The following is a 25,948-nucleotide window of genomic DNA, read 5'->3' as shown; positions in this document are numbered from 1 at the left end:
TTTCGGTAACGACATTGCGCATGTAATAACGTATCTGGTCTTATTACCTTTGTAGTAAGAAGGCGTTATCTACTTGCGCAGTAGTCGCCCAGGAAGAAAAATCATTACCGAAGCTGTGGTCAGTTTTCAAAAAAGGATAAATAAATGAGAAATGTAATTATATACGGTATTAACTGGACTAATTGTTATGCCCTTCAGTCTATTTTTAAGCAAAAATATCCGGAAAAGTGCGTTAAAACGTGTAACTCATTAACCGCACTTTTGCATTCTCTATCCGATATGCCGGACGCCGGGCTGATTTTAGCTTTGAACCCGCATGAGCATGTTTATCTTTTTCATGCGTTGCAAACGCGGTTGCAGAACCGTAAAGTTTTGGTAGTGGCAGATCGCTTGTATTATATCGATCGCTGTGTGCTGCAATATTTTGGCGTTATGGATTATGTTTTAAAAGATGAACTATCCTGCGCTATCCGCTCGGATCGAGAGAAGCTTCGTCTTCCGGAAGCCTGGCTGCGTTTCTGCCACAGGCCACAAAAGAAAACCGTGGTTGCTACGTATGCTTTTAATGCCGGCGAAACGCCGGAAGAGGTATTGTTTAATATCAATCAATACGCCTGGTGGAATCTACCTCCCGGCGTCACTCAGGCGAAATATGCGCTGCTGATATTATTATCCTCCGGACATCCGGCAATTGAACTGGCGAAAAAATTTGGTCTGGGAACAAAAACCGTCAGTATTTATCGTAAGAAGGTTATGTATCGTTTGGGGATGGACTCTTCGCCGCTATCTCTGTTCCGGGGACTGAAACTAGACGCGCATTTACAGCGCACAGCTTTTGCACATAACCCTGCTGTACCTGACGATAATTGCGCGTTACCGATTGCAGTAGGAATGAATTAAACTATTTTTATGTGACAATCATGCTCTTGTATTACGTGTAGTTATAGATTTATTTTTTGCTGGGATATTACAGATCTTGTGAGTAATAATCACATTGTGCTGGGTTAGCCAAACTCTGAAAAAATTTCGAAACAGGAAAAATATGGGGAGTAAAGCAGCTCATCTTTACGCTTGTCGCAAAGAAATTTAAAGATAGCTGCTTACCATACTGACCAACAATAGATATAGGGTGGCTTTCTACTACAACTGCCGTATTTATTTTCTGAACGCAGCTTTTAACCTTGCGCCTCTGGTACGATTTCATTACGCCTGTCGCGCCATGTTGCGTAAATAAATACCGCAATAAACACGATGGCAAATAATACCACGATGGTCGGCGCTGGCGCGCTATCAAGATAAAAAGACAGATAGACGCCCGCAAAAGCGGTAATAACTGACAGACTCACCGCTAATCCCAGCGCGCGCGCAAAGCGTCGCGTCAGCAAAATGGCAATTGCGCCGGGGGCGATAAGCAATGAAATCGACAGAATAATACCCACCGATTTCAGCGTGGCGACGATAGTCAGCGCAATCATACATAGCAGGCCATAATGCAGTAGCGTGATATTCAGCCCGCTGGCTTTCGCCTGGTGCGGGTCAAAAGCGTGTAGCAGGAGATCTTTCCATTTCAGCCCAATGATTAACGCAATACCCAGTGCAATAACTGACGTTTGTACGATATCCCCCAGCGATACGCCCAGCATATCCCCAAACAGGATGTGATCCAGATGCACTTCCGATTGAATAGAAACATAGAGCACCAGACCTGCGCCAAACATCCCGGAAAAGACGATGCCCATCACCGTATCACGTTTGATGCGGCTGTTATCGTCCAGATAGCCGGTCGCGATAGCGCAAAATAATCCGGCAATGAAAGCGCCAATCGCCAGGGGGATCCCCACAATATATGCCAGCACGACCCCGGGGAATACCGCATGACTCATTGCGTCGCCCATTAACGCCCAGCCTTTTAACACTAAAAACACGGACAGCAAGGCGCAGGGAATCGCTACAATGACCGAAACCATAAGGGCGTTCACCATAAAATCAAACTGAAAGGGTTCCAGTAACGTTGTTAAGAACATGTCGGCTCCTTCTGCAGGCGGGCGCGTCGACGGTTGGCTAACAGACCGTGTTTCGGGGCGAAAATAAAGGCCGTGATGAACAGTAAGGTTTGCATGACGACAATAATTCCGCCAGTGGCGCCATCCAGCCAGTAGCTAAGCCATGCGCCCAGAAAACTGGTCAGGCTGCCAATCACGACGGCAATCATGAGCAGACGTGGAAAACGGTCGGTGAGTAACCAGGCTGTCGCGCCCGGCGTGACGACGAGACAGATCACCAGGAACGCCCCAACGGTTTGCAGGGCCGCCACGGTGGAGACGGACAATAGAGTGAAAAACAACAGCTTTAGTCGACCCGGATTAAGCCCGATAGAACGCGCATGGGTTTCATCGAAAAAGACGACCATCAGATCTTTCCACTTTAACAGCAGAATCGTCAGCGAGACTGCGCCGATAATCGCCAGTTGCGCAATATCCGCTGGCGCGATCGCCAGCACGTTGCCGAGAATAATCGTCTGGATATTCACCGACATCGGATTGAGCGACACCATAAAAAGGCCGACGCCAAAAAAAGAGGAGAAGATAAGCCCGATAATCGCGTCTTCTTTCAGGCGTGAGCGTTGGTTAAGAAAGAGCATACTGCCTGCCGCCAGTCCGCCGGAAAGAAACGCGCCGAGCGAGAAGGGCAGCCCTAACATCCAGGCGCCAGCGACGCCAGGCACAATAGAGTGAGATAGCGCATCGCCAATGAGCGACCAGCCTTTGAGCATCAAATAGCAGGAGAGAAACGCGCACAGACCGCCCACCATCGCGGAGACCCACATCGCGTTGAGCATATACTGGTAGCCAAACGGCTCAACAAGCCAGTTCATGACGATTTTCCTCCGCTGGCCACGCGCCGGGAAATAAAGGGGCGCTCGTCATCGGTGATGATGTGCTCTTCACCTCCGCTTAGCGCGATATGACGTAGAACGCCGCTAAACGCCTGTTCCAGATTCGCGGCGGTAAACGTGGTTTCGGTAGGGCCGCTGGCCAGTACGGTTCCTTTAATCATTACCGTATAGTCGCAAAACTCGGTGACGGAGCCGAGATTATGCGTTGAGACCAGCATCGTGCGGCCTTCATCGCGCAGTTCCCGTAGTAGATCGATGATTCGCGCTTCGGTTTTTACATCCACGCCGGTAAAAGGTTCATCCAGCAGGATTACTTGTCCATCCTGAGCGATGGCCCTGGCAAGAAACACACGTTTTTTCTGCCCGCCGGACAGCTCGCCAATCTGCCTGTGACGATATTCCTGCATATCCACCCGCGCCAGCGCGGCGTCAACACAGGCGTGATCATGCGCAGTGGGACGGCGTAGCCAGCCCATATGGCCGTAGCGTCCCATCATCACCACATCTTCTACCAGCACCGGAAATGACCAGTCCACTTCTTCCGATTGCGGAACATAAGCAATGAGGTTTTTTTTCAGCGCCTTGTTGACTGACTGTTGCAGGATAGTGATATCGCCCTGCGCAAGATGCACAAAGCCCATTAACGCTTTAAATAACGTAGACTTACCGGAACCATTTACGCCTACCAGCGCGGCGATTGAACCGCCAGGCACCTGAAAAGTGGCGTCCCGTAGGGCGGTATGACCGTTGCGATACGTCACCGTGACTTGATCAACGGTAATCGCAGATTGACTCATTGTTGACTCCTCAGTCCGTCGTTAATGCCGTTGACGATGGTTTCGGTCGTGACGCGCAGCAGATCCAGATAGGTTGGCACAGGGCCGTCAGCGGCGCTCAGAGAATCGACATACAGTACGCCGCCATAATGCGCGCCGGATTCACGCGCGACCTGGCGGGCGGGTTTATCGGAAACCGTACTCTCGCTAAAGATGGCGGGAATATGGTGCTTTTTAATGGTATCAATCACTTTACGCACCTGTTTTGGCGTACCCTGTTGATCGGCGTTAATTGGCCAGAGATAAAGCTCTTTCATGTCGTTATCGCGCGCCAGGTAAGAGAAGGCGCCTTCACTGGTGACCAGCCAGCGCTGATCGGCAGGAATTTTTTCCAGCTCGGCACGCAACGGATCGGCCATCTGGCGAATTTTCGCTTTATAGCGTTCGGCATTTTGCTTATAGATCTGCGCATTATCCGGATCGTACTTCACCAGGGCATCGCGAATGTTATCGACATAAATCAGCGCGTTTTCTGCCGACATCCAGGCGTGCGGGTTCGGTTTACCGTTATACGGGCCTTCGGTAATGCCCATCGGTTTGACGCCGGTGGAGACGACGACTTCCGGTACGCCGGAAAGGTGCTGATAAAAGCGGGCGAACCATCGCTCCAGGTTCAGACCATTCGCGAGGATAAGCTGCGCCCCCTGCGCTCGTTTAATATCGCCGGGCGTTGGCTGATACTCATGGATTTCAGCGCCGGGCTTGGTAATTGAGCTGACTTCCGCTGCGTCGCCCGCCACGTTTTTCGCCATGTCGGCAATAACGGTAAACGTGGTGATGACTTTAAATTTCTCTTTTGCATAGGCTGGCGATAGCGCGAGTATCGCGACAATACCGGCAATCAGGAGTGTTTTCAGACGATGTAGATTCGTCATAGTATCCCTCGCAACAATGTGGTTAATTAATCATCGAATATAGCCTTTGCTATGTTATATAGCACAAGGTATGAATAAATGAAAATAATTCTTATTTGCGTAATGGCGACGATATGCAGTGATAGTGCTAAAGAGGGATAAGGTGTAAAATAAATGCATCTTAATGTTCGGAGAGAGCACGATGCCTGGTAAACGTATCGCTCGTGAAAAACTGACGATCAAAAAAATGATCGCGCTGTATGAAAGCCAGTGCCCACAGGCGTCAGCGGTGCAGGGGCATTACGACGCGCTGTTCGCCTATGCGCAAAAACGTCTTGATAAATGCGTATTTGGCGAGGAAAAACCCGCCTGTAAGCAGTGCCCGGTGCACTGCTATCAGCCGGCTAAACGCGAGGAGATGAAGCAGATTATGCGTTGGGCAGGTCCGCGAATGCTTTGGCGACACCCTGTCCTGACCGTGCGGCACCTTATCGACGATAAGCGCCCCGTTCCGGAATTGCCGGAAAAATATCAGCGCAAGAAGTGAAGGGGAAGCGCCAGGCCTACGGCGCGCATCATCTCCAGGCCGGATCAGATCCGGCAACCCGTTACGCTAACGCGTCTTTATCAATACCCAATCGCTTCATACGCGACAGCAGGGTGGTTCGTTTAAGCCCCAGACGCTGCGCCGCGCCTTTTGGTCCAGCCACTACGCCATTGGTCTCTTTCAGCACGCGTATAATAAGCTGATATTCATCTTCGCCTTCTTTGGCGCTTTCAGTTGCAACAGGCGAGGTATCGGGCGTTACGGCGGTAATATCCGGCAGCGACAGTTGTAGCACATTGCCGCGCGTCAGCAGCACGGCGCGCTCGACGACATTCTCCAGCTCGCGAACGTTCCCCGGCCATTCCATGCTGCTGAGCGTGCGCAGTGTTTCGGCGGGAATGCTGTCGATATTACGCCCCATTCGGCGGGCGATTTTGAAGGTGAACGCTTTGACCAGTAGTGGTATATCTTCCGGACGTTCGCGTAACGGAGGAAGCTGGATCGGAAATACATTCAGCCGATAGTAGAGATCGTTACGGAATTCGCGATCGGCGACCATTTTTTTCAGATCGCGGTTAGTCGCGGCGATCAGCCGCACGTCGGTCTGGATCAGTTTATTGCTGCCAAGACGTTCAAACTCTTGCTCCTGAAGGACGCGCAGCAGCTTAGGCTGTAGCTCCAGCGGCATGTCGCCCACTTCATCCAGAAACAGCGAGCTTTTATCCGCCAGCTCGAAACGGCCAATCCGCTGCGCGCTGGCGCCGGTAAACGCGCCGCGCTCATGACCAAACAGATCGCTTTCCAGCAGCCCCGCCGGCATCGCGGCGCAGTTCATCTTTACCATCCTGCGTCCGCTACGTCCGCTCAGGTTGTGAATGGCGCGGGCAATCAACTCTTTACCGGTTCCCGTTTCGCCCAGAATCAGCACGGTACTGTCGCTCTGCGCCACCATCTCAACCTGCTTTAGCACGTTGTACATCGCTTCGCTGCGCCCGATGATCTCGCCAAACTCGCTGTCGACGTTATTAAGCTGCTCCGTGAGCGCCAGGTTTTCGTCGACCAGGCGTTCCTTCAGGCGGTGGATTTCCTGATAGGCCAGCGCATTATCCACGGCAATGGCTACCCGTTCGGCAATCTGACGCAGCAGCTTGAGGTTGGCGGTGGTAAACACTTTTTCTTCGCACTGCGCCAGTTTGAGCACGCCAAGCATCGTCTTGCCGGACATCAACGGCAGCAGGCAAAGCGTCTGGATCTGATTGCCCCAGGTATCGAACAGCATGCGTTCGTAGGGGGCAAGCGGATCGCGTTCGTTGAGGTTGATAAGCAGCATCTCTTTACTTTTAAAGACGCGCTCCGTGAGCGTGCCGGCTTCGTCGACTTCGCTCTGTTCGTGCGCCGGATGATGCTCATCAAGGTAGTGGGTGGAGTAGATATTCAGCTTATTTTTGCGATGGCTGCGCAACACGATGCTGATCGCGTCGATATTGAAATAGTGGTGGATCTCTTTTGCGACTTCGCTTACCAGCTCATCAATATCCAGACGCGACAGGACGGCGTTGGTAATCGCAACCAGAATACGGAAGTTATCGCGTTCGCGGCACAACAGATCATAATCGACGTTATTGTTTACCCGGTTTTGAATTTGCTCGGCGACCACGCCGACAATTTGGGTAAACGTATGCAGGCGGTCATATTCCTTTTCACTCCAGGGGCGATCTTCCTGACGGATGAATTCGCAGCCGCCGAAAATACGGCCCTCCGCGGCTAAAGGAAGCAGACAGTAATGACCAAATTCAGGGTAGAGGCCGCTCGCGGCAAGCTGCGGCCAGGTTTCGGTAAACTCATGGAAATTACAGTGCAATGCATCGGGGCGAGAAAGGATGCGACGTACCGGGCCGTGCGCCAGTACGGTTTCATCTTCATATTCAACAGGACGGCCATTTTCTCGCGTCGCATAATATTGTGCGCGTTGCGACTGCGCCTGCCATAGCACAATGCCGGCGCTGTCGGCGAGCGCTGAACGCTTTACCAGTTGCGAAAGCGCTTCACTGAGCGACGCCAAATCGGGCTGCTGCAATAAGGTACGAGTGATATCGAACAAGCCTTGCTGTCCAAGATCGCTCATGGGTGTATACGACATGTTGCTTTTCCAGGAAAATACCGCAAAACGGTGCGAAAACGGTAAATGAATTATAGGTATAAGTCGTAAGTTATTGCCGGATGGCTGACCGCAAACTCGCTGGTCACACACTCCGTAGGCCTGATAAGCAAAGCGCCATCAGGCGTTAATGCAGCGTTAATGCCGGATGTCGACGCAAATGCGTCTTATCCGGCCTACAGTATGCTGCCAACAGGCTGCTAGCATATACGAGGTAATGGTTCGGCGTGTGGCAAATCAAGGGTTCGCTTCACGCCATAGAGTCCGGCTAAGCGAACGCCTTTGCGTTCCACGACTTCGCCAATCAGCGCTGCATCACGTCCCAGCGGATGCGCGCGTAATGCCGCCAACGCCCGATCTGCGGCCTGCCGTTCAACGGCAATCACCAGTTTTCCTTCGTTGGCAAAGTTCAGGGCATCCAGCCCCAACAGCTCGCAGACGCCGCGCACGGCAGGTTTGAGCGGCAGTGCGGATTCGGACAATTCAATACCGTAACCGCAGGACGCCGCAAACTCATGGGCGACCGCATTCACGCCGCCGCGCGTGGCGTCACGCAATGCCTTCACTCCGTCAATATGACGCAGCGTCTGAATAAGCGGCGTTAATACTGCGCAGTCGCTCGCCAGCTCGCCATCCAGTCCCAGTTGCTCACGCAGGTTGAGGATAGTGGCGCCGTGATCGCCAAGCGTACCGCTGACTAACAGCACATCGCCAACGTTCAGCGTTTGCGCGCCCCAGTGAATATCGGCGGGAATCGCCCCCATGCCGGCAGTGTTGATAAACAATTTATCCGCCGCGCCGCGCTGCACAACTTTGGTGTCGCCGGTTACAATGGCGATACCCGCTTCCCGCGCGGTCGCCGCCATGCTATTGACCACGCTTTTTAACGTCTCCATCGGCAGTCCTTCTTCAAGGATAAAGCCGCAGGAGAGATAGCGGGGGATCGCGCCGCTCACCGCTACGTCGTTCGCCGTACCACAAATCGCCAGTTTGCCGATATTGCCGCCGGGGAAAAAGAGCGGATCGATCACATAGCTATCGGTAGAAAACGCCAGACGGTCGCCCTCCGCCGTCAGCTGCGCCAGCTCCAGACGCGCCTGATCTTCTTGTTCCGCCAGCCACGGGTTGGCAAAGGCCTCCATAAACAGGCTATTAATCAACTGTTGCATAGCCTGGCCGCCGCTACCGTGGGCGAGTTGTATATTGTTCAAACTTCACACTCCTGCTGACGATACTGATACCAGGCGGCGCATGCGCCTTCGGAAGAGACCATCAGCGCGCCAAACGCGGTCTCTGGATTACATGTTTTACCAAATAGCGGGCACTGATGCGGCTTGCATCTGCCGGTCAGCACTTCGCCGCAGCGGGCGCGCGGATCGTCATAGACCTGCTGCGGCGCTGGGCGGAAATGCGCTTCGGCGTCAAAGCGCTGATACTCTGGCGTCAGGTGGACGCCGGAGGATTCAATCACGCCCAGACCGCGCCACTCGCTATCGCCATTAACGCAGAACACATCGGCGATGGCCTGCTGCGCCAGCATGTTTCCGGCATCCGGCACCACGCGACGGTATTGGTTTTCAACCTGGCTTAGGGCCGCTATTTTCTGCTCAACCAGCATGACCACGCCTTGCAGTAGATCAAGCGGTTCGAATCCAGCCACCACCAGCGGGCGATTAAAATCGGCGGCGATAAACTGGTACGCCTCGGTGCCGATGACCATGCTGACGTGGCCTGGCGCAAGAAAGGCGTCAATGCCGTTGTCCGGCTGCTCCAGTAAGCTACGCAGCGTCGGGATCAGCGTAATGTGCTGGCAGAAAAAGTAGAAGTTTCGCACGTCACGCTGTTTTGCCTGCTGCAGCGTGATGGCGGTGGTCGGCATGGTGGTTTCAAAGCCCAGCCCGAAAAATACCACTTTGCGGGTCGGGTTATCCTGCGCCAGCTTCAGCGCGTCCATCGGAGAGTAAACAATACGGACATCCGCGCCGCGCGCTTTAGCCTGCAACAGAGACCCCTGTTTCCCCGGCACGCGCATGGCATCGCCAAAGGTGCAGAAAATCACCTCCGGATGGCTGGCAATTTCCACGCAACTGTCGATGCGTCCCATCGGCAGCACGCAGACCGGACAACCGGGGCCGTGAATAAACTCCACGTTTTCGGGCAGTAACTGATCGAGACCAAATTTAAAAATCGCGTGGGTATGACCCCCGCAGACTTCCATAATGCGCAACGGACGTTCGGCAGTGTAAGGAAGAAGGGCGGCGCGTTCACGCAGGTGTTCAATGAGCTGCATTACCTGTTCCGGCGCACGGTACTCGTCAACAAAACGCATTATCTCTCCTCACCATACAGCAGTGCGCCGACGTCCGGCTCAACATCAAACATATTTTGTAGCGCGTCGAGCGTGTCGCGCGCTTCCGCTTCGTTAATGACGCTCATGGCGAATCCGACATGAACCAGCACCCACTGACCCAGACGCGGCTGACCGTTTTCATCACAACTGCCAACTAATGTGAGATCGACGTCGCGCTGAATGCCGCAGACGTCAACTTTTGCCTGATTGCCGTCAATGGCGCGGATTTGACCCGGCACGCCTATGCACATCGCTGCGCCTCCAGCCAGGCCAGCCACTGATCCATGCCTTCGCCGCTGGTGGCGGAAATCAGGATAATTTCAATCTCCGGGTTCACTTCACGCGCGCTGGCGATGCACTTCTCAACGTCAAAATTGAGGTAGGGCAGCAGATCGACTTTATTGAGCAGCATGAGCGACGCAGCGGCAAACATATGGGGATATTTCAGCGGCTTATCTTCACCTTCGGTCACGGAAAGCACTGCGACTTTATGCTTTTCGCCCAGATCGAAGCTGGCCGGGCAGACAAGATTACCGACGTTTTCGATAAACAGAATACCGTGGTCATCCAGCGGCAGGCGCGGCGCGGCGTCGGCGATCATTTGCGCGTCAAGATGGCAGCCTTTACCGGTGTTGACCTGAATGGCGGGCGTGCCGGTAGCGCGGATGCGGGCGGCGTCGTTCACTGTCTGTTGGTCGCCTTCAATCACCGCGCACGGTACACGGTCTTTCAATTTCATCAGCGTTTCGGTCAGCAGGGTGGTTTTACCGGACCCGGGGCTGGACACCAGGTTGAGCACCAGTTGCTGGCGGGCGGCGAAACGGGCGCGGTTGCGCTCAGCCAGACGATTATTTTTGTCCAGCACGTCGATTTCAACCTCCAGCATCCGCCGCTGACTCATACCAGGCGCGTGGGTTCCGGCTTCGCCGTGGCCGTAATGCAGATCGCCTTCTGCGGTCTGACTTGGGGCAAAGTCAGGCTTTTTAATGCCGGTAATATTCAGCGCCGGGCGAGCCGCTGGGGCAAAGGGCGCGCTACGAAACGCTGAGTGCGGATTATGTTCATCGCCTTCTATATAAAGGTTGCCTTCAGCGCAACCGCAAGTCGTACACATCGCTTACTCCTGATCTTTTTCTTGTTACAGGCTTTCTGCCGGATGGCGACGCGAGCGCCTATCCGGCATTAATCTTCAGTTTCATCAATCTCTATGCGCCGAATTTGTAAGCCGTCATCGGCCACAATTCGCAGCGTATCGCTATGACATTGCGGACAACGACGTACACGGTGGGTTAACAACGTGACATATTGTTGACAATGCTCACACCAGCATTCGGCTTCCTGTTCTTCGAGGTGCAGTTTACAACCTTCTGCTATCGTGCCGCGGCATACCAGATCAAAACAAAAGGAAAGAGCGCTGGTTTCCACGCAAGAAAATGCGCCAATTTTGATCCAGACGGCTGTCACACGTTTTGCACCGTATGCTGAAGCCTGTTGTTCAATCAATTCCAGTGCCCGTTGGCAGAGGGTGATTTCGTGCATATCGCCTCCCGTAGTGGTTGCCCCTGTAAAGCAATATTTATGCCAATATTTTTATCCCCTGGCAGTTTAATGTCGACGATGACGAAATGACATGTCGTCACCGCGTCGAAACGGCAGTTACTGTGCGCGTCTGCCATTAAAAACAATAAGTTAAAAATTGGCATGGAAAATGCTTAACGCAGGCATCTCTGTTAAACGGGTAACCTGACATGACTATTTGGGAAATAAGCGAAAAGGCCGATTACATCGCGCAACGGCATCGTCGCCTACAGGACCAGTGGCATATTTACTGCAATTCGCTGGTTCAGGGGATCACCCTCTCGAAAGCGCGCCTGCATCACGCAATGAGCTGCGCGCCGGAAAGGGATCTTTGCTTTGTCCTGTTTGAGCACTTTCGTATTTACGTCGCGTTGGCGGATGGTTTTAACAGCCACACCATTGAGTACTACGTTGAAACCAAAGATGGCGAAGATAAACAATTGATTGCACAGGCGCAGCTCGATATCGACGGCAAGGTTGACGAACGGGTTAACAACCGCGATCGCGAGCAGGTGCTGGAGCACTATCTGGAAAAAATCGCCAGCGTTTACGACAGCCTCTATACCGCTGTAGAAACCAACTCGCCGGTTAATTTGCGTCAATTGGTAAAGGGAAACAGCCCGGCGGTATAAGCCTGAGGCGTTGCCCGCTTTGATTCGCGATGTGGCGTTGCGCCATGTCATGAATGTTTTGGGGATGGGCGTGTCGATAAGTGTCGAAAATGACATTTCAACGGCATGTTTTCGTCAAAAATGACAATCACCTGAGGAATGCCTGGTGAATCGTTTTGTAATTGCTGACTCCACTCTCTGTATCGGCTGCCACACCTGTGAGGCCGCCTGTTCAGAGACGCATCGCCAGCATGGCCTGCAGTCAATGCCGCGCCTGAAAGTGATGCTGAATGAAAAAGAATCTGCGCCGCAGCTTTGTCACCACTGTGAAGATGCGCCATGCGCCACGGTATGCCCGGTTAACGCGATTAATCGCGTTGACGGCGCTGTCCAGCTTAATGAAAGCCTGTGCGTGAGCTGTAAACTGTGCGGTATTGCCTGTCCGTTTGGCGCTATTGAGTTTTCCGGCAGCCGTCCGCTGCATATTCCGGCGAACGCCAATACGCCGAAAGCGCCGCCAGCGCCGCCAGCGCCTGCGCGCGTCAGTACGTTGCTCGACTGGGTGCCGGGCGTACGCGCTATCGCGGTGAAATGCGACCTGTGCAGCTTTGACGAGCAAGGCCCGGCCTGTGTGCGGATGTGCCCGACTAAAGCGCTACACCTGGTGGATAACACGGATATCGCCCGCGCCAGCAAACGTAAACGTGAGCTGACGTTTAATACCGATTTTGGCGATCTCACCTTGTTTCAGCAGGCTCAGAGTGGGGATGCATAATGAGTTCACTTTCACTGATTACTAGCGGCGTCGCGTGGTTTGCCGCCGCCGCCGTTCTGGCGTTTCTGTTTTCGTTTCATAAAGCGCTGAGCGGCTGGATTGCCGGTATCGGCGGCGCGGTCGGCAGCCTGTGTACGGCTGGCGCGGGGTTCACCGCGCTGACCAGCGCCGTTACGGTGAGCGGCGTGATGCCGTTTACCGGTCACATGCTGCAAATTACGCCGCTGAATGCTATCTGGCTGATTACGCTGGGGCTGTGCGGTCTGTTCGTCAGCCTGTTCAATATCGACTGGCATCGCCATCCACAGGTAAAAGCCAACGGGCTGTTAATCAACCTGCTAATGGCGGCAGCCGTCTGCGCCGTGGTCGCCAGTAATCTGGGGACGATGGTGGTGATGGCGGAAATCATGGCGCTCTGCGCCGTGTTCCTCACCGGCGGTAGCAAAGAGGGCAAACTGTGGTTTGCGCTGGGCCGTCTCGGTACGCTGCTGCTGGCAATCGCCTGCTGGCTGGTGTGGCAGCGCTACGGCACGCTGGATCTGGGGCTGCTGGATCAACGCGCTCAGCAACTGCCGCTGGGCTCCGATATCTGGCTGCTCGGCGTTATCGGTTTTGGTCTGCTGGCCGGGATTATCCCGCTACACGGTTGGGTGCCGCAGGCGCACGCCAACGCCAGCGCTCCCGCCGCCGCGCTGTTCTCGACCGTGGTGATGAAAATCGGGCTGCTGGGCATTCTCACGCTATCTCTGCTTGGCGGCAATGCGCCGCTGTGGTGGGGCGTGGCGCTGTTGGTGCTTGGGATGATCACCGCCTTTGTCGGCGGTCTGTACGCGCTGATGGAGCATAACATTCAGCGCCTGCTGGCCTATCACACGCTGGAAAATATCGGCATCATTTTGCTCGGGCTGGGCGCAGGCGTTACCGGGATTGCTCTCAATCAGCCGGTACTGATCGCGCTGGGTCTGACCGGCGGGCTCTATCACCTGCTGAACCATAGCCTGTTTAAAAGCGTGCTGTTTCTGGGCGCGGGCAGCATCTGGTTCCGTACCGGTCATCGCGATATCGAAAAACTGGGCGGTATTGGTAAACGGATGCCGGTTATTTCTATCGCCATGCTGGTCGGTCTGATGGCGATGGCCGCGCTGCCGCCGCTGAACGGCTTTGCCGGCGAGTGGGTGATTTACCAGTCCTTCTTCAAACTGGGCAACAGCGGCGCGTTTGTTGGTCGTCTGTTAGGACCGCTGCTGGCGGTTGGCCTGGCGATTACCGGCGCGCTGGCGGTGATGTGTATGGCGAAAGTTTACGGCGTGACGTTCCTTGGCGCGCCGCGCACGAAGGAAGCTGAAAACGCCAGCTGCGCGCCGATCCTGATGGGCGTCAGCGTGGTGGCATTGGCGATTTGCTGCGTACTGGGCGGGGTTGCCGCGCCGTGGCTGCTGCCGATGATTTCCACTGCGGTACCGTTGCCGCTGGAAACCGCGCACACCACCGTATCGCAGCCGATGATCACGCTGCTGTTGGTCGCCTGTCCGCTACTGCCGTTCATCATTATGGCGATGTTCAAAGGCAACCGTCTGCCGTCGCGTTCTCGCGGCGCGGCCTGGGTGTGCGGCTACGACCATGAGCAGTCGATGGTGATTACCGCGCACGGTTTCGCCATGCCGGTGAAAGAGGCCTTTGCCCCGGTACTTAAACTGCGTAAATGGCTGAACCCGGTATCGCTGGTGCCGGGCTGGCAGAACGCGGCGGCCGCGGTGCTATTCCGTCGTCTGGCGCTGATTGAGCTGGCGGTGCTGGTGGTGATTGTGGTTTCACGAGGAGCCTGAAAATGAGTGTGTTTTATCCGTTAATTCAGGCGCTGGTGCTATTTGCCGTTGCGCCATTGCTGTCCGGTATTACTCGCGTGGCACGCGCCCGTCTACACAATCGCCGTGGGCCGGGCGTGTTGCAGGAGTACCGCGACATTATCAAACTGCTCGGTCGTCAGAGTATTGCGCCCGCGGATTCCGGCTGGGTTTTTCGCCTGACGCCGTTTGTGATGGTCGGCGTGATGCTGACTATCGCCACCGCGCTGCCGGTCGTCACCGTTGGATCTCCGTTGCCGCAACTGGGTGATTTAATCACCCTGATTTACCTGTTCGCGATTGCGCGCTTCTTCTTCTCTATTGCAGGCCTGGATACCGGCAGTCCGTTCACCGCGATCGGCGCCAGCCGTGAAGCGATGCTCGGCGTGCTGGTGGAGCCGATTCTGCTGCTGGGTCTGTGGGTCGCCGCGCAGGTGGCGGGTTCAACTCATATCAGCAATATCGCCGATACCATTTATCACTGGCCTGTCGCGCGCAGTATTCCGCTGATTCTGGCGCTGTGCGCCTGCGCCTTCGCCACCTTTATCGAAATGGGCAAGCTGCCGTTCGACCTGGCGGAAGCGGAGCAGGAGTTGCAGGAAGGGCCGTTGACCGAATACAGCGGTAGCGGCTTTGCGGTGCTGAAATGGGGCATCAGCCTTAAGCAACTGGTGGTGCTGCAAATGTTCGTCGGCGTGTTTTTGCCGTGGGGACAGATGGAAACATTCAGCGCAGGCGGACTGTTGCTGGCGCTGGTGATTGCCGTCGTCAAGCTGATTGTCGGCGTACTGGTGATCGCCCTGTTTGAAAACAGCATGGCGCGACTGCGTTTTTGCGCCACTTCACGCGTGACCTGGGCCGGTTTTGGGTTTGCGTTTTTAGCCTTCGTCTCCTTGCTGGCGGCGTGATTTAAGAGAGTTTGAGCATGTCTGAAGAAAAATTAGGTCAACAATACCTTGCGGCGCTGCACCAGGCGTTTCCGGGCGTCGTGCTGGACGAAGCCTGGCAGACCAAAGATCAGCTGACTATTACGGTAAAAGTGAACTATCTGCCGGAAGTGGTGGAGTTTCTTTACTACCAGCAGGGTGGGTGGTTGTCGGTGCTGTTCGGTAATGACGAACGCCAGTTGTGCGGCCACTATGCCGTTTATTACGTGCTGTCGATGGAGCAGGGCACGAAGTGCTGGATTACCGTCCGCGTTGAAGTGGATGCCAATAAGCTGGAATTCCCATCCGTTACGCCGCGCGTGCCGGCTGCCGTGTGGGGTGAGCGCGAAGTACGCGACATGTACGGTTTAATCCCGGTCGGTCTGCCGGACGAGCGCCGTCTGGTGCTGCCGGACGACTGGCCGGATGAACTCTATCCGCTGCGTAAAGACAGCATGGATTATCGTCAGCGCCCGGCGCCGACCACCGATGCGGAAACCTACGAGTTCATTAACGAGCTGGGTGACAAGAAAAATAACGTGGTGCCGATTGGCCCGCTGCATGTCACTTCCGATGAACCGGGCCACTTCCGTCTGTTCGTCGATGGCGAAAACATTATCGACGCCGACTACCGTCTGTTCTATGTCCACCGCGGCATGGAAAAACTGGCGGAAACCCGTATGGGCTATAACGAAGTGACGTTCCTGTCGGATCGCGTGTGTGGTATCTGCGGCTTCGCGCACAGCACCGCCTACACCACTTCCGTGGAAAACGCGATGGGCATTCAGGTGCCGGAACGTGCGCAAATGATCCGCGCTATTCTGCTGGAAGTGGAACGTCTGCACTCGCATCTGCTCAACCTCGGCCTGGCCTGTCACTTCACCGGCTTTGACTCCGGCTTTATGCAGTTCTTCCGCGTGCGTGAAACCTCCATGAAGATGGCGGAGATACTGACCGGCGCGCGCAAAACTTACGGTCTGAACCTGATCGGCGGGATTCGCCGCGATCTGCTGAAAGAAGACATGATCCAGACCCGTCAACTGGCGCAGCAGATGCGTCGTGACGTGCAGGAGCTGGTGGACATGCTGCTGAGCACGCCGAATATGGAACAGCGTACCGTGGGTATCGGCCGTCTGGACCCGGAAATTGCCCGCGACTTCAGTAATGTCGGCCCGATGGTGCGCGCCAGCGGCCACGCCCGCGACACCCGCGCCGATCACCCGTTTGTCGGTTACGGTCTGCTGCCGATGGAAGTACATAGCGAGCAGGGCTGCGATGTGATTTCTCGTCTGAAAGTCCGTATCAACGAAGTCTACACCTCTCTGAATATGATCGATTTCGGTCTGGATAATCTGCCGGGCGGCCCGCTGATGGTGGAAGGCTTTACCTATATTCCGCACCGTTTTGCGCTCGGCTTCGCTGAAGCGCCGCGTGGTGACGATATCCACTGGAGCATGACCGGCGACAACCAGAAGTTGTACCGCTGGCGCTGCCGTGCGGCGACCTACGCCAACTGGCCGACGCTGCGCTATATGCTGCGCGGCAACACCGTCTCCGACGCGCCGCTGATTATCGGCAGCCTCGACCCGTGCTACTCCTGTACCGACCGGATGACCGTGGTCGATGTGCGTAAGAAGAAGAGCAAAGTCGTGCCGTACAAAGAACTTGAGCGCTACAGCATTGAGCGTAAAAACTCGCCGCTGAAATAAGGAATCGCCATGTTTACCTTTATCAAAAAAGTTATCAAAACCGGCACGGCGACCTCGTCTTATCCGCTGGAGCCGATTGCGGTTGATAAAAACTTCCGCGGCAAGCCGGAACATAATCCGCAGCAGTGCATCGGCTGCGCCGCCTGCGTTAATGCCTGCCCGTCGAACGCGCTGACGGTGGAAACCGATCTTGCAACCAATGAGCTGGCGTGGCAGTTCAATCTTGGCCGTTGTATCTTCTGCGGTCGCTGCGAAGAGGTGTGCCCGACGGCGGCGATTAAACTGTCGCAAGAGTACGAACTGGCGGTGTGGAAGAAAGAAGATTTCCTGCAACAGTCCCGCTTTGCGCTGTGCAACTGCCGCGTGTGCAATCGTCCTTTCGCGGTACAGAAAGAGATTGACTACGCCATTGCGCTGCTTGCGCACAACGGCGACAGCCGCGCGGAAAACCACCGCGAAAGCTTTGAGACCTGCCCGGACTGTAAGCGTCAGAAATGCCTGGTGCCGTCCGACCGTATTGAACTGACTCGCCATATGAAAGAGGTCAGCTAATGAGCAATTTATTAGGCCCGCGTGACGCCAACGGCATTCCGGTACCGATGACGGTGGATGAATCCATCGCCAGCATGAAGGCGTCTCTACTGAAAAATATTAAGCGTTCGGCATACGTTTACCGCGTGGACTGCGGCGGCTGTAACGGCTGTGAAATCGAAATCTTTGCGACGCTGTCGCCGCTGTTTGATGCCGAGCGTTTCGGCATCAAAGTGGTACCGTCGCCGCGTCATGCCGATATTCTGCTGTTTACCGGCGCGGTGACCCGCGCCATGCGCTCTCCGGCGCTGCGCGCCTGGCAGTCGGCGCCGGACCCGAAAATTTGTATCTCTTACGGCGCCTGCGGCAACAGCGGCGGCATCTTCCATGATCTGTACTGCGTATGGGGCGGTACCGACAAAATCGTCCCGGTGGATGTGTACATTCCAGGCTGCCCGCCAACGCCTGCGGCGACGCTGTATGGCTTTGCGATGGCGCTTGGCCTGCTGGAGCAGAAAATCCACGCCCGCGCGCCGGGTGAGCTGGACGATCAGCCCGCAGAGATCCTGCATCCGGATATGGTGCAGCCGCTGCGCGTGAAGGTGGATCGCGCGGCGCGCCGGCTGGCGGGTTATCGCTATGGTCGTCAGATCGCTGATGATTACCTGACACAGTTGGGGCAGGGCGAGCAGCAAGTGGCGCGCTGGCTGGAAGCGGAAAACGATCCGCGTTTAACCGAAATTGTCACCCATCTCAATCATGTTGTTGAAGAGGCGCGTATCCGATGAGCGAACAGGTGGTGTTCAGTCAACTGAGCCGTAAGTTTATTGATGAGAACGATGCGACGCCTGCCGAGGCGCAGCAGGTTGTCTATTACAGCCTGGCGATTGGTCACCACCTGGGGGTTATCGATTGTCTGGAGGCCGCGCTCACCTGCCCATGGGATGAGTATCTGGCGTGGATCGCCACCCTGGAAGCCGGTAGCGATGCCCGGCGTAAAATGGAAGGCGTGCCGAAGTATGGCGAGATCGTTATCGATTTCAACCATGTGCAAATGCTGGCGCGCGCGTTTGATGATGCACGCGCCGCGCAGACCCCGCAGCAGCAAGAATGGAGCAAACTGATGCTCAGTATGCTGCATGACATTCATCAGGAAAGCGCCATCTACCTGATGGTGAGGAGGCTTCGTGACTGACGTTTTACTCTGTGTCGGCAACAGCATGATGGGCGACGACGGCGCAGGCCCGTTACTGGCGGAAATGTGCGCAGCGCAGCCGAAGGGCAACTGGGTTGTCATCGACGGCGGCAGCGCGCCGGAAAACGACATTGTGGCGATTCGCGAACTGCGCCCGCAGCGTCTGTTGATTGTCGACGCCACCGACATGGGGCTTAATCCGGGCGAGATCCGCATTATCGATCCGGATGATATCGCCGAAATGTTTATGATGACCACCCACAATATGCCGCTCAACTACCTTATCGATCAGCTCAAAGAGGATGTCGGCGAGGTGATTTTTCTTGGTATCCAGCCGGATATCGTCGGGTTTTATTATCCGATGACTCAACCGATTAAGGACGCGGTAAACATCGTCTATCAGCGCCTGGAAGGGTGGCAGGGAAACGGCGGATTTGCCGCGCTGGAAGCGCCGGAGGCGTAAAATGCGCACATATTTAGGGATAATTTATGTTACCCGGCAAAGGTTGTAAGAAGGACGTGAAGATTATCGTATGGAGCGGACTGTTATTTTTCTGCATCGCCGTGCGCGCGCTGGCCACCGATTTTGTCGGTTACCTGCCGATGAGCGACGGTGAATATGCGCAAAAGCGTGCGCTGAAGCCGCTGTTGACCCTGCCTTATTCTGTATCGCCCGACCAGACATGGCATTTTCGCCAGGTTGGAGTCAGTGGCGTGACGCTACTGCCGGAGCCGAAAAAAGATAACGAATGGCGGATTAGCGGAAAAGACAGCGCCGGTAATTCGTGGGTTGTCCCGGTGGGAATGCTGATTAATTTGGCGGGTAATGCGCAATTTTATCGCGCTGACCTCGATCGTAACGGCATTCAGGATCTGGTTATCTGGTTGGGCAATCCTGGGTTGGGCCTGGCGCCGAGCGCGCAATACATCATTTTCACCTTTCTCAATAATGGCCGCCCCTGCGTCTTTGAACCGTGGGGGTTTTATACCGCCAGCGATAATGGCGTCGATGATTTGCTTGATTTACAGGGCAATGGGCGCACGCAACTGTTGGATATGCAGTTTGACTCAGGCTACTGGATAACCAATTTATATCAGGTGAAGGACGCCCGCTGGCAGCGCGTACACGGCTGGTTTGGCCGGTTGAGTTATCCGGCGCTGACCCGTTTTAATCACTATCCTGGCCGTAAATTAATTATCAAACCTATTGCCGGAAGGAATCCACAAACGGACGATCTTTCCCTTACGCAGCGCTGTTTAATACGCGGTAACGTATTGCCAGGTGTTAATCAGGATTGATGCCAGTTTCGGTGCAGAGTTGGCTGGCTATCACTGCAAATCTTGACCACCACTGGCGACATTACGTGTCATCGACACTTGTGACGATGACACGTAAATGCTCACGAAAATAGAAATAATATTCTTAAATAACAATGAAATAAAAATTGGCACGATTCGTGTATATATCGGCACATCATCTGTTATTGCTGGAGAATTTGATGAACCGTTTCATCATTGCAGACGCGAGTAAGTGCATTGGTTGCCGTACCTGTGAAGTGGCTTGCGTCGTATCCCATCAGGAAAATCAGGATTGCGCATCGCTGACCCCTGAAACCTTTTTACCTCGTATCCATGTCATCAAAGGCGTGAACGTTTCCACGGCAACGCTGTGTCGCCAGTGTGAAGACGCGCCGTGCGCCAACGTTTGCCCGAATGGCGCCATCAGCCGTGACAAAGGCTTTGTTCATGTGATGCAGGAACGCTGCATTGGCTGTAAAACTTGCGTAGTGGCATGTCCTTACGGCGCCATGGACGTGGTGGTACGTCCGGTGGTTCGCAATAGCGGCGCGGGGCTGAACGTGCGTGCCGAAAAAGCCGAAGCCAACAAGTGCGATCTGTGTCACCACCGTGAAGCTGGTCCAGCCTGTATGGCCGCTTGCCCAACGCACGCCCTAATCTGCGTTGACCGCAATAAGCTTGAACAGCTGAGCGCGGAAAAACGCCGTCGTGCGGCGCTGGATTCAACGGCATCGTTGCTTTTCTGATTTCTGCGATTGCGCGTAGAATACGCCACAAAGCATTGCCGGATGGCGGCATCAATGCCTTATCCGGTCTACGGTCCGTGCGGTTGTAGGCCTGATAAGCGTCGCGCCATCAGGCATCCGGGTTCGATGATGGCGGGAAAATAAGATGGCGATAGACACACCTTCCGGCGTACAGCTACGCATTCGGGGCAAAGTACAGGGCGTCGGTTTTCGTCCTTTTGTCTGGCAGCTGGCGCAGCAGTTGCGATTACACGGCGACGTGTGTAATGACGGCGACGGCGTCGTCGTTCGGCTGCTGGAAGAGCCGTCGCAATTTATTGCCGCGCTTTATCAGGATTGCCCGCCGCTGGCGCGGATTGACAGCGTTGAACACGCGTCGTTGATATGGGAGCGCGCACCGACGGATTTTACCATTCGTCAGAGCGCAGGCGGTTCGATGAACACGCAAATCGTGCCGGATGCGGCGACCTGCCCGGCATGTCTTGCCGAGATGAATACCCCAGGCGAGCGGCGCTACCGTTATCCTTTCATCAATTGCACCCACTGCGGACCACGCTTCACCATTATTCGTGCTATGCCCTATGACCGACCATTTACGGTGATGGCGGCGTTTCCCTTGTGTCCGGAATGCGACAGCGAATACCGCGATCCGTACGATCGCCGTTTTCATGCCCAGCCCGTTGCCTGTCCGTCATGCGGGCCGCATCTTGAGTGGCGGAGCCAACATGAACGAGCGGAAAAAGAGGCGGCTTTGCAGGCGGCGGTCGCCCAACTGAACGCTGGAGGCATTATTGCCGTTAAAGGGCTGGGTGGTTTTCATCTGGCCTGCGATGCGCGCAACGATAACGCAGTGGCGATGCTGCGGGCGCGTAAACATCGCCCGGCGAAACCATTGGCGGTGATGTTGCCCACGGCGCAAACGCTGCCGAGCGCGGCGCGTTCGCTGCTGACCACGCCAGCGGCCCCGATTGTACTGGTGGATAAGCAGTATGTACCTTCGCTGAGTGAGGGCATCGCGCCAGGGCTTACGGAGGTGGGTGTGATGCTGCCAGCCAACCCATTGCAACACCTCTTGTTGCAGGCGCTCAATTACCCGCTGGTGATGACATCCGGCAACCTGAGCGGCAGACCGCCCGCCATCACCAACGAACAGGCGCTGGACGATTTACACGATATTGCCGATGGTTTTTTGTTGCACAATCGCGACATTGTTCAGCGCATGGACGACTCTGTCGTGCGCGACAGCGGCGAAATGCTGCGTCGTTCGCGGGGATACGTGCCGGACGCGATTGCGTTGCCGCCCGGATTTCGCGATGTGCCGCCGATACTTTGTCTGGGCGCGGATCTGAAAAACACGTTCTGTCTGGTACGCGGCGAACAGGCGGTTGTCAGCCAACATTTGGGCGATCTCAGCGATGACGGTATCCAGGCGCAGTGGCGCGAGGCATTGCGTTTGATCCAGTCAATCTACGATTTTACCCCAGAGCGTATCGTCTGTGATGCGCATCCGGGCTATGTTTCCAGTCAGTGGGCCAGTGAGATGCGTCTGCCGACAGAGACGGTGTTACACCATCATGCCCATGCGGCGGCTTGCCTGGCCGAGCATGGTTGGCCGCTGGACGGCGGAGAGGTGATTGCCCTGACGGTAGACGGTATCGGCATGGGTGAGAATGGCGCGCTATGGGGCGGAGAATGTTTGCGGGTCAATTATCGCGAATGCGAACATTTAGGTGGTTTACCCGCCGTGGCGCTGCCGGGAGGCGATCTGGCTGCCAAACAGCCGTGGCGTAATCTGTTAGCGCAGTGCCTGCGCTTTGTGCCGGACTGGCAGGATTACCCGGAGACAGCGGGGCTGCAACAGCAAAACTGGAGTGTCCTGGCGCGCGCCATTGAGCGCGGCGTCAATTCCCCGTTGGCCTCTTCCTGCGGGAGGTTGTTCGACGCGGTGGCTGCCGCGCTTCGCTGCGCGCCAGCATCGCTTAGCTATGAGGGCGAGGCCGCCTGCGCGCTGGAGGCGCTGGCCTCTCAATGCGCTAACGTTGAGCATCCGGTAACGATGCCGCTTAACGGCGCTCAACTGGACGTCGCTGTTTTCTGGCGGCAATGGTTGAACTGGCAGGCCACGCCCGCGCAACGCGCCTGGGCTTTTCATGATGCGCTGGCGTGCGGGTTTGCCACGCTAATGCGCCAGCAGGCTACGGCGCGGGGGATAACCACTCTGGTCTTCAGCGGCGGGGTGATACACAACCGCTTACTTCGCGCGCGTCTTGCCTTTTATCTTTCTGATTTTAAATTGTTATTTCCGCAGCGGTTACCGGCGGGCGACGGCGGACTGTCGTTTGGACAGGGCGTGATTGCCGCAGCGCGAGCATTAAGGGAAGTGTAGGGCACCGGATGGCGGCTGCGCCTTATCTGGCCTGTAAACAGATGCTCACTCGTAGGCCGGATAAGACGCGAAGCGGCGCCATCCGGCATCACAGGCTTATACGGACAACGTTTTCAGTAGTGCAAAGGCCTCTTTCATGCGGTCTTCACTCACCACAAAGGCGCGTAGTTGGCCTTCTCCACTCATGCCTTTGGCAATCATACCGTCAGATTCTGCGGTAATCTGCCAGCTTAAATCGCGGCGCTGAGTTTCTCCCGCCAGATGCAGCGGCAGTTCCGGCGTTTTGACTTTGACCAGCATCGCCGGTAGCTTCAGCGGCGCGTTGCCGCCAAACAGATTTTTCGCCAGGTACATCGTGCTTAACTGGATCGGTTGCAGGAAGGGCAGCACCTGACCATTGATTTCCGCGCAATCGCCGATCGCATAAATATCCGGGTGACTGGTCTGTAGATAGCTATCCACGCAGACGCCGCGGTTGACGGCTACCCCGGCGCGGCGCGCCAGGGCGGTTTCCGGGCGTAAGCCGGTGGCGGCAATCACCGTATCGACCTCAATACTATGCTGGCTTACCAGCGTAGCGCGGATACCGGCTTCGGTTTTCTCCAGTTTTTGCAACTGCGATTTCAGCAGCAGATGTACCCCCATATCGGTCAGGTGATGCTGTAAGCGACTGCTCACTTCCGGTGGCATCAGTGAGGCGAGAAGGCTGGCGGCGTTATCCATCAGCGTTACCGTTTTCCCGGCGCGGCAGAAATCCATTGCTAATTCACTACCAATGAGACCGCCGCCGACAATCAGCACTCGCTGCGCGTCGCGCAGTTGTGTCTCACAGGCGCGGTACTCCTGCTGGCTATTCAAAGTAAGCATTAACTCACGTCCTGCAATCGGCGGTACAAAGGCTGTCGCCCCGGTCGCCAGTACCAGCTTGTCGTACTGCCACTGCTTATCCTGACTTTTCACCACATGGGCATCGGCATCAATGTCAGCAACCCAGGTATGCGGGAACAGTCGCAGATTAAACTGTTCAGCAAATTCCCCCGCTAACTGGCGGGTGAGATCATCGGCGCGCTGCGACTGGCTGATAACGTGGCTGAGATCGGGCTTGTTATACTCATCCATACTGTCCGCCGCAATCAGGGTTAACGGCACATGCGCATCTTGTTTACGGATATTTTTGACGAGCTGGCGGGCGGCGAAGCCCGACCCAATAATGATGATTCCCCGACTCATTTTGCCTCCGTCGCCAGTACGTCGAACACGTCTTTACCTAATGAACATTCCGGGCACAGGAAGTTATCCGGCACGTCGCTCCACGGCGTACCCGGCGCGACATCCTGCAACGGCTCGCCCAGCGCAGGGTCGTAAATCCACTGGCATACGCTGCATTGCATTTTAGGGCCGAGGTCTGCGGCGGCGCAGGTTGTGGTTTCTTCGGCTAGCGCGGTTTTCTGTGTGGTTTCCGGCAGCGGAGCAAGCGCCCACTGACGCGCGATGTCGCGACCGTGCTGACGGCACAGCTCCAGCGCATCCAGATCCGGACGCCATTTCGCTTTCAGGCTCAGGGACATTTCAAAACCGGCATCCTGTAAGCGCGTGGACAGTCGATCCACCGCGCCGCCGCTCCAGCCATGAGAACCGAAGGCGCTGGCGCGTTTGTTGCGAAAGCGCAGGCCGGTCATCTCTTCCACCAGACCAGCGATTTTCGGCATCATCACGTTGTTCATGGTAGAAGTGCCGACCAGCACGCCTTTCGAACGGAAGACATTGGTCAGTATTTCATTTTTATCGCTGCGGGCGACGTTAAAGATTTTGACCGCCACGTTCGGGTCCACTTCATTGATACCCTGTGCGATGGCATCCGCCATCATGCGAGTATTGTTCGACATGGTATCGTAGAAAATAGTGATACGATCTTCCTGATAATCTGCCGCCCATTTCAGATACAGTTCCACGATTTGCGTTGGGTTGTCGCGCCATACCACGCCGTGTGATGTGGCAATCATATCCACCGGCAGGTTGAAGCCGAGGATTTCGGTAATTTTTGGCGTTACCAGACGGCTGAACGGCGTCAGGATATTGGCGTAGTAGCGCTGGCATTGTTCAAACAGTTCGGTTTGGTCCACTTCATCATTGAACAGACGCTCGTCGCAGTAGTGCTGACCAAAGGCGTCGTTGCTGAATAACACCGCGTCGCCGGTCATATAGGTCATCATGCTGTCCGGCCAGTGCAGCATCGGCGTTTCCACGAAGATCAACTGCTTGCCGTTGCCGATATCCAGCGTATCGCCGGTTTTCACCACCTTAAAATTCCATTCCGGGTGATGGTGATGGCCGTTGATAGAATCAATGGCGTTGGCGGTACAGTAGATAGGCGTGTCCGGGATCTGCGCCATCAGTTCGGTCAGCGCGCCTGCATGGTCTTCTTCGGCATGGTTAATGATGATGTAGTCGATATCCGCGAGGTCGATTTCACTGCGCAGGTTTTGCACAAACTCACGGCTAAACTTATGATCGACGGTATCGATCAGCACATTCTTTTCTTCACGAATGAGATAGCTGTTATAGCTGCTGCCTCGCAGCGTTTTGTATTCAGTGCCGTGAAAATCACGAACTTCCCAGTCGCGCTGGCCAACCCAATGAATATTATTTTTAACCAGGATAGACATAACCACCTCAATTCATTCAACGTTTGCAAAAAGTTGTTTTG

The 25,948-nt window shown here is 55.4% G+C and carries 26 protein-coding genes; 14 read left to right on the top strand and 12 right to left on the bottom strand.

All coding sequences use genetic code 11. The features are described from left to right. Positions 1-144 precede the first annotated feature (144 nt). Complete coding sequence (gene sprB, locus J4645_RS10685) at positions 145-900, top strand: transcriptional regulator SprB (RefSeq protein ID WP_001246670.1); 756 nt, start codon at positions 145-147, stop codon at positions 898-900. A 275-nt stretch (positions 901-1,175) separates the two neighbouring features. On the opposite strand, the gene sitD is transcribed toward sprB, so the two are convergent. From sitD to sitA, 4 genes are read right to left on the bottom strand one after another with little or no spacing between them, the layout of a single operon-like run. Then, positions 1,176-2,024, bottom strand: coding sequence for an iron/manganese ABC transporter permease subunit SitD (sitD, locus tag J4645_RS10680; RefSeq protein WP_000480205.1), 849 nt, complete (start codon positions 2,022-2,024; stop codon positions 1,176-1,178). Then, positions 2,015-2,875 carry an iron/manganese ABC transporter permease subunit SitC gene (gene sitC, locus J4645_RS10675; protein WP_001104336.1) on the bottom strand — a complete coding sequence of 287 codons (861 nt, stop codon included), beginning with the start codon at positions 2,873-2,875 and terminating at the stop codon, positions 2,015-2,017. The genes sitD and sitC overlap by 10 nt, the downstream gene beginning before the upstream one ends. Next, on the bottom strand, positions 2,872-3,693 hold the full coding sequence (sitB, locus tag J4645_RS10670; protein WP_000083153.1) for an iron/manganese ABC transporter ATP-binding protein SitB: 822 nt from the start codon (positions 3,691-3,693) through the stop codon (positions 2,872-2,874). Before sitB ends, sitC begins: the two co-directional genes overlap by 4 nt. Further along, the gene (gene sitA / locus J4645_RS10665) at positions 3,690-4,607 is read right to left on the bottom strand and encodes an iron/manganese ABC transporter substrate-binding protein SitA (RefSeq protein WP_000182930.1); all 918 of its coding nucleotides are present in this window, start codon (positions 4,605-4,607) and stop codon (positions 3,690-3,692) included. Before sitA ends, sitB begins: the two co-directional genes overlap by 4 nt. A gap of 181 nt (positions 4,608-4,788) precedes the next feature. On the opposite strand from sitA, the gene J4645_RS10660 reads away from it, so the two are divergent. Then, a complete protein-coding gene (locus J4645_RS10660) occupies positions 4,789-5,133 on the top strand; it encodes a nitrous oxide-stimulated promoter family protein (RefSeq protein WP_001117938.1) in 345 nt (114 codons plus the stop codon). Positions 5,134-5,194: 61 nt separating this feature from the next. Here J4645_RS10660 and flhA read toward each other — a convergent pair whose 3' ends face one another. The 6 genes from flhA to hypA all read right to left on the bottom strand — a co-directional run bounded on the left by flhA (position 5,195) and on the right by hypA (position 11,180). Beyond that, the gene (flhA, locus tag J4645_RS10655) at positions 5,195-7,273 is read right to left on the bottom strand and encodes a formate hydrogenlyase transcriptional activator FlhA (protein WP_000122692.1); all 2,079 of its coding nucleotides are present in this window, start codon (positions 7,271-7,273) and stop codon (positions 5,195-5,197) included. A gap of 218 nt (positions 7,274-7,491) precedes the next feature. After that, on the bottom strand, positions 7,492-8,502 hold the full coding sequence (gene hypE, locus J4645_RS10650) for a hydrogenase expression/formation protein HypE (RefSeq protein WP_001059957.1): 1,011 nt from the start codon (positions 8,500-8,502) through the stop codon (positions 7,492-7,494). Further along, positions 8,499-9,620, bottom strand: coding sequence for a hydrogenase formation protein HypD (gene hypD / locus J4645_RS10645; protein ID WP_001212962.1), 1,122 nt, complete (start codon positions 9,618-9,620; stop codon positions 8,499-8,501). Before hypD ends, hypE begins: the two co-directional genes overlap by 4 nt. After that, a complete protein-coding gene (hypC, locus tag J4645_RS10640) occupies positions 9,620-9,892 on the bottom strand; it encodes a hydrogenase 3 maturation protein HypC (RefSeq protein ID WP_000334871.1) in 273 nt (90 codons plus the stop codon). Before hypC ends, hypD begins: the two co-directional genes overlap by 1 nt. Further along, entirely contained in the window at positions 9,883-10,755 is an 873-nt protein-coding gene (gene hypB, locus J4645_RS10635; RefSeq protein ID WP_000337631.1) for a hydrogenase nickel incorporation protein HypB, read from the bottom strand. The genes hypC and hypB overlap by 10 nt, the downstream gene beginning before the upstream one ends. A gap of 68 nt (positions 10,756-10,823) precedes the next feature. Next, positions 10,824-11,180, bottom strand: a complete 357-nt coding sequence (gene hypA / locus J4645_RS10630; protein WP_000544461.1) for a hydrogenase maturation nickel metallochaperone HypA — start codon at positions 11,178-11,180, stop codon at positions 10,824-10,826. Positions 11,181-11,389: 209 nt separating this feature from the next. Here hypA and hycA point away from each other — a divergent pair, with 209 nt between their 5' ends. From hycA to hypF, 12 genes are all read left to right on the top strand, one after another. Beyond that, positions 11,390-11,851, top strand: a complete 462-nt coding sequence (gene hycA, locus J4645_RS10625) for a formate hydrogenlyase regulator HycA (protein ID WP_000158075.1) — start codon at positions 11,390-11,392, stop codon at positions 11,849-11,851. Between the two features lie 145 nt (positions 11,852-11,996). Next, complete coding sequence (hycB, locus tag J4645_RS10620; protein ID WP_001079163.1) at positions 11,997-12,605, top strand: formate hydrogenlyase subunit HycB; 609 nt, start codon at positions 11,997-11,999, stop codon at positions 12,603-12,605. Continuing rightward, complete coding sequence (gene hycC, locus J4645_RS10615; protein WP_000097041.1) at positions 12,605-14,431, top strand: formate hydrogenlyase subunit 3; 1,827 nt, start codon at positions 12,605-12,607, stop codon at positions 14,429-14,431. The genes hycB and hycC overlap by 1 nt, the downstream gene beginning before the upstream one ends. Positions 14,432-14,433: 2 nt before the next feature. Next, positions 14,434-15,357 carry a respiratory chain complex I subunit 1 family protein gene (locus J4645_RS10610; protein ID WP_000110563.1) on the top strand — a complete coding sequence of 308 codons (924 nt, stop codon included), beginning with the start codon at positions 14,434-14,436 and terminating at the stop codon, positions 15,355-15,357. Positions 15,358-15,374: 17 nt separating this feature from the next. Then, positions 15,375-17,084: a formate hydrogenlyase subunit HycE gene (hycE, locus tag J4645_RS10605; protein ID WP_001288155.1), complete on the top strand. Its 1,710-nt coding sequence runs from the start codon at positions 15,375-15,377 to the stop codon at positions 17,082-17,084. Positions 17,085-17,093: 9 nt separating this feature from the next. Then, entirely contained in the window at positions 17,094-17,636 is a 543-nt protein-coding gene (gene hycF, locus J4645_RS10600) for a formate hydrogenlyase subunit HycF (RefSeq protein WP_000493767.1), read from the top strand. Continuing rightward, positions 17,636-18,403, top strand: a complete 768-nt coding sequence (hycG, locus tag J4645_RS10595; RefSeq protein WP_000067419.1) for a formate hydrogenlyase subunit HycG — start codon at positions 17,636-17,638, stop codon at positions 18,401-18,403. Before hycF ends, hycG begins: the two co-directional genes overlap by 1 nt. Next, positions 18,400-18,810, top strand: a complete 411-nt coding sequence (locus J4645_RS10590) for a formate hydrogenlyase maturation HycH family protein (protein WP_001660787.1) — start codon at positions 18,400-18,402, stop codon at positions 18,808-18,810. Before hycG ends, J4645_RS10590 begins: the two co-directional genes overlap by 4 nt. After that, on the top strand, positions 18,803-19,273 hold the full coding sequence (gene hycI, locus J4645_RS10585) for a hydrogenase maturation peptidase HycI (RefSeq protein ID WP_000132981.1): 471 nt from the start codon (positions 18,803-18,805) through the stop codon (positions 19,271-19,273). Before J4645_RS10590 ends, hycI begins: the two co-directional genes overlap by 8 nt. Before the next feature lie 26 nt (positions 19,274-19,299). Next, positions 19,300-20,109 (top strand): hypothetical protein, encoded by an 810-nt coding sequence (locus tag J4645_RS10580; protein ID WP_023214350.1) that lies wholly within the window; start codon positions 19,300-19,302, stop codon positions 20,107-20,109. A gap of 200 nt (positions 20,110-20,309) precedes the next feature. Next, a complete protein-coding gene (gene hydN / locus J4645_RS10575; RefSeq protein ID WP_001078787.1) occupies positions 20,310-20,855 on the top strand; it encodes an electron transport protein HydN in 546 nt (181 codons plus the stop codon). Positions 20,856-21,000: 145 nt separating this feature from the next. After that, positions 21,001-23,241, top strand: coding sequence for a carbamoyltransferase HypF (gene hypF, locus J4645_RS10570; protein ID WP_023214349.1), 2,241 nt, complete (start codon positions 21,001-21,003; stop codon positions 23,239-23,241). Positions 23,242-23,337: 96 nt separating this feature from the next. On the opposite strand, the gene norW is transcribed toward hypF, so the two are convergent. After that, on the bottom strand, positions 23,338-24,471 hold the full coding sequence (gene norW, locus J4645_RS10565; RefSeq protein ID WP_023214348.1) for an NADH:flavorubredoxin reductase NorW: 1,134 nt from the start codon (positions 24,469-24,471) through the stop codon (positions 23,338-23,340). Further along, positions 24,468-25,907 carry an anaerobic nitric oxide reductase flavorubredoxin gene (gene norV, locus J4645_RS10560; protein WP_000026005.1) on the bottom strand — a complete coding sequence of 480 codons (1,440 nt, stop codon included), beginning with the start codon at positions 25,905-25,907 and terminating at the stop codon, positions 24,468-24,470. Before norV ends, norW begins: the two co-directional genes overlap by 4 nt. Positions 25,908-25,948 lie beyond the last annotated feature (41 nt).

This window comes from Salmonella sp. 32082101201600294FB01SM01 (genome assembly GCF_017572865.1).
Classification (GTDB): domain Bacteria; phylum Pseudomonadota; class Gammaproteobacteria; order Enterobacterales; family Enterobacteriaceae; genus Salmonella; species Salmonella enterica.
Note: the sequence above shows the minus strand (reverse complement) of the source record. Positions and strands in the feature narration are given on the sequence as shown.

What these genes read in the sequence shown, in the direction of transcription:
- hydN (WP_001078787.1), top strand. Translation starts at nt 20,310, where the DNA reads ATGAACCGTTTCATCATTGCAGACGCGAGTAAGTGCATTGGTTGCCGT.
- sitB (WP_000083153.1), bottom strand. Translation starts at nt 3,693, where the DNA reads ATGAGTCAATCTGCGATTACCGTTGATCAAGTCACGGTGACGTATCGC.
- hycE (WP_001288155.1), top strand. Translation starts at nt 15,375, where the DNA reads ATGTCTGAAGAAAAATTAGGTCAACAATACCTTGCGGCGCTGCACCAG.
- hypC (WP_000334871.1), bottom strand. Translation starts at nt 9,892, where the DNA reads ATGTGCATAGGCGTGCCGGGTCAAATCCGCGCCATTGACGGCAATCAG.
- J4645_RS10590 (WP_001660787.1), top strand. Translation starts at nt 18,400, where the DNA reads ATGAGCGAACAGGTGGTGTTCAGTCAACTGAGCCGTAAGTTTATTGAT.
- sprB (WP_001246670.1), top strand. Translation starts at nt 145, where the DNA reads ATGAGAAATGTAATTATATACGGTATTAACTGGACTAATTGTTATGCC.
- hycF (WP_000493767.1), top strand. Translation starts at nt 17,094, where the DNA reads ATGTTTACCTTTATCAAAAAAGTTATCAAAACCGGCACGGCGACCTCG.
- sitD (WP_000480205.1), bottom strand. Translation starts at nt 2,024, where the DNA reads ATGTTCTTAACAACGTTACTGGAACCCTTTCAGTTTGATTTTATGGTG.
- norW (WP_023214348.1), bottom strand. Translation starts at nt 24,471, where the DNA reads ATGAGTCGGGGAATCATCATTATTGGGTCGGGCTTCGCCGCCCGCCAG.
- J4645_RS10580 (WP_023214350.1), top strand. Translation starts at nt 19,300, where the DNA reads ATGTTACCCGGCAAAGGTTGTAAGAAGGACGTGAAGATTATCGTATGG.
- sitA (WP_000182930.1), bottom strand. Translation starts at nt 4,607, where the DNA reads ATGACGAATCTACATCGTCTGAAAACACTCCTGATTGCCGGTATTGTC.
- hypD (WP_001212962.1), bottom strand. Translation starts at nt 9,620, where the DNA reads ATGCGTTTTGTTGACGAGTACCGTGCGCCGGAACAGGTAATGCAGCTC.
- hycG (WP_000067419.1), top strand. Translation starts at nt 17,636, where the DNA reads ATGAGCAATTTATTAGGCCCGCGTGACGCCAACGGCATTCCGGTACCG.
- hypB (WP_000337631.1), bottom strand. Translation starts at nt 10,755, where the DNA reads ATGTGTACGACTTGCGGTTGCGCTGAAGGCAACCTTTATATAGAAGGC.
- sitC (WP_001104336.1), bottom strand. Translation starts at nt 2,875, where the DNA reads ATGAACTGGCTTGTTGAGCCGTTTGGCTACCAGTATATGCTCAACGCG.
- hypF (WP_023214349.1), top strand. Translation starts at nt 21,001, where the DNA reads ATGGCGATAGACACACCTTCCGGCGTACAGCTACGCATTCGGGGCAAA.
- hypA (WP_000544461.1), bottom strand. Translation starts at nt 11,180, where the DNA reads ATGCACGAAATCACCCTCTGCCAACGGGCACTGGAATTGATTGAACAA.
- flhA (WP_000122692.1), bottom strand. Translation starts at nt 7,273, where the DNA reads ATGTCGTATACACCCATGAGCGATCTTGGACAGCAAGGCTTGTTCGAT.
- hycC (WP_000097041.1), top strand. Translation starts at nt 12,605, where the DNA reads ATGAGTTCACTTTCACTGATTACTAGCGGCGTCGCGTGGTTTGCCGCC.
- norV (WP_000026005.1), bottom strand. Translation starts at nt 25,907, where the DNA reads ATGTCTATCCTGGTTAAAAATAATATTCATTGGGTTGGCCAGCGCGAC.
- hycA (WP_000158075.1), top strand. Translation starts at nt 11,390, where the DNA reads ATGACTATTTGGGAAATAAGCGAAAAGGCCGATTACATCGCGCAACGG.
- J4645_RS10660 (WP_001117938.1), top strand. Translation starts at nt 4,789, where the DNA reads ATGCCTGGTAAACGTATCGCTCGTGAAAAACTGACGATCAAAAAAATG.
- J4645_RS10610 (WP_000110563.1), top strand. Translation starts at nt 14,434, where the DNA reads ATGAGTGTGTTTTATCCGTTAATTCAGGCGCTGGTGCTATTTGCCGTT.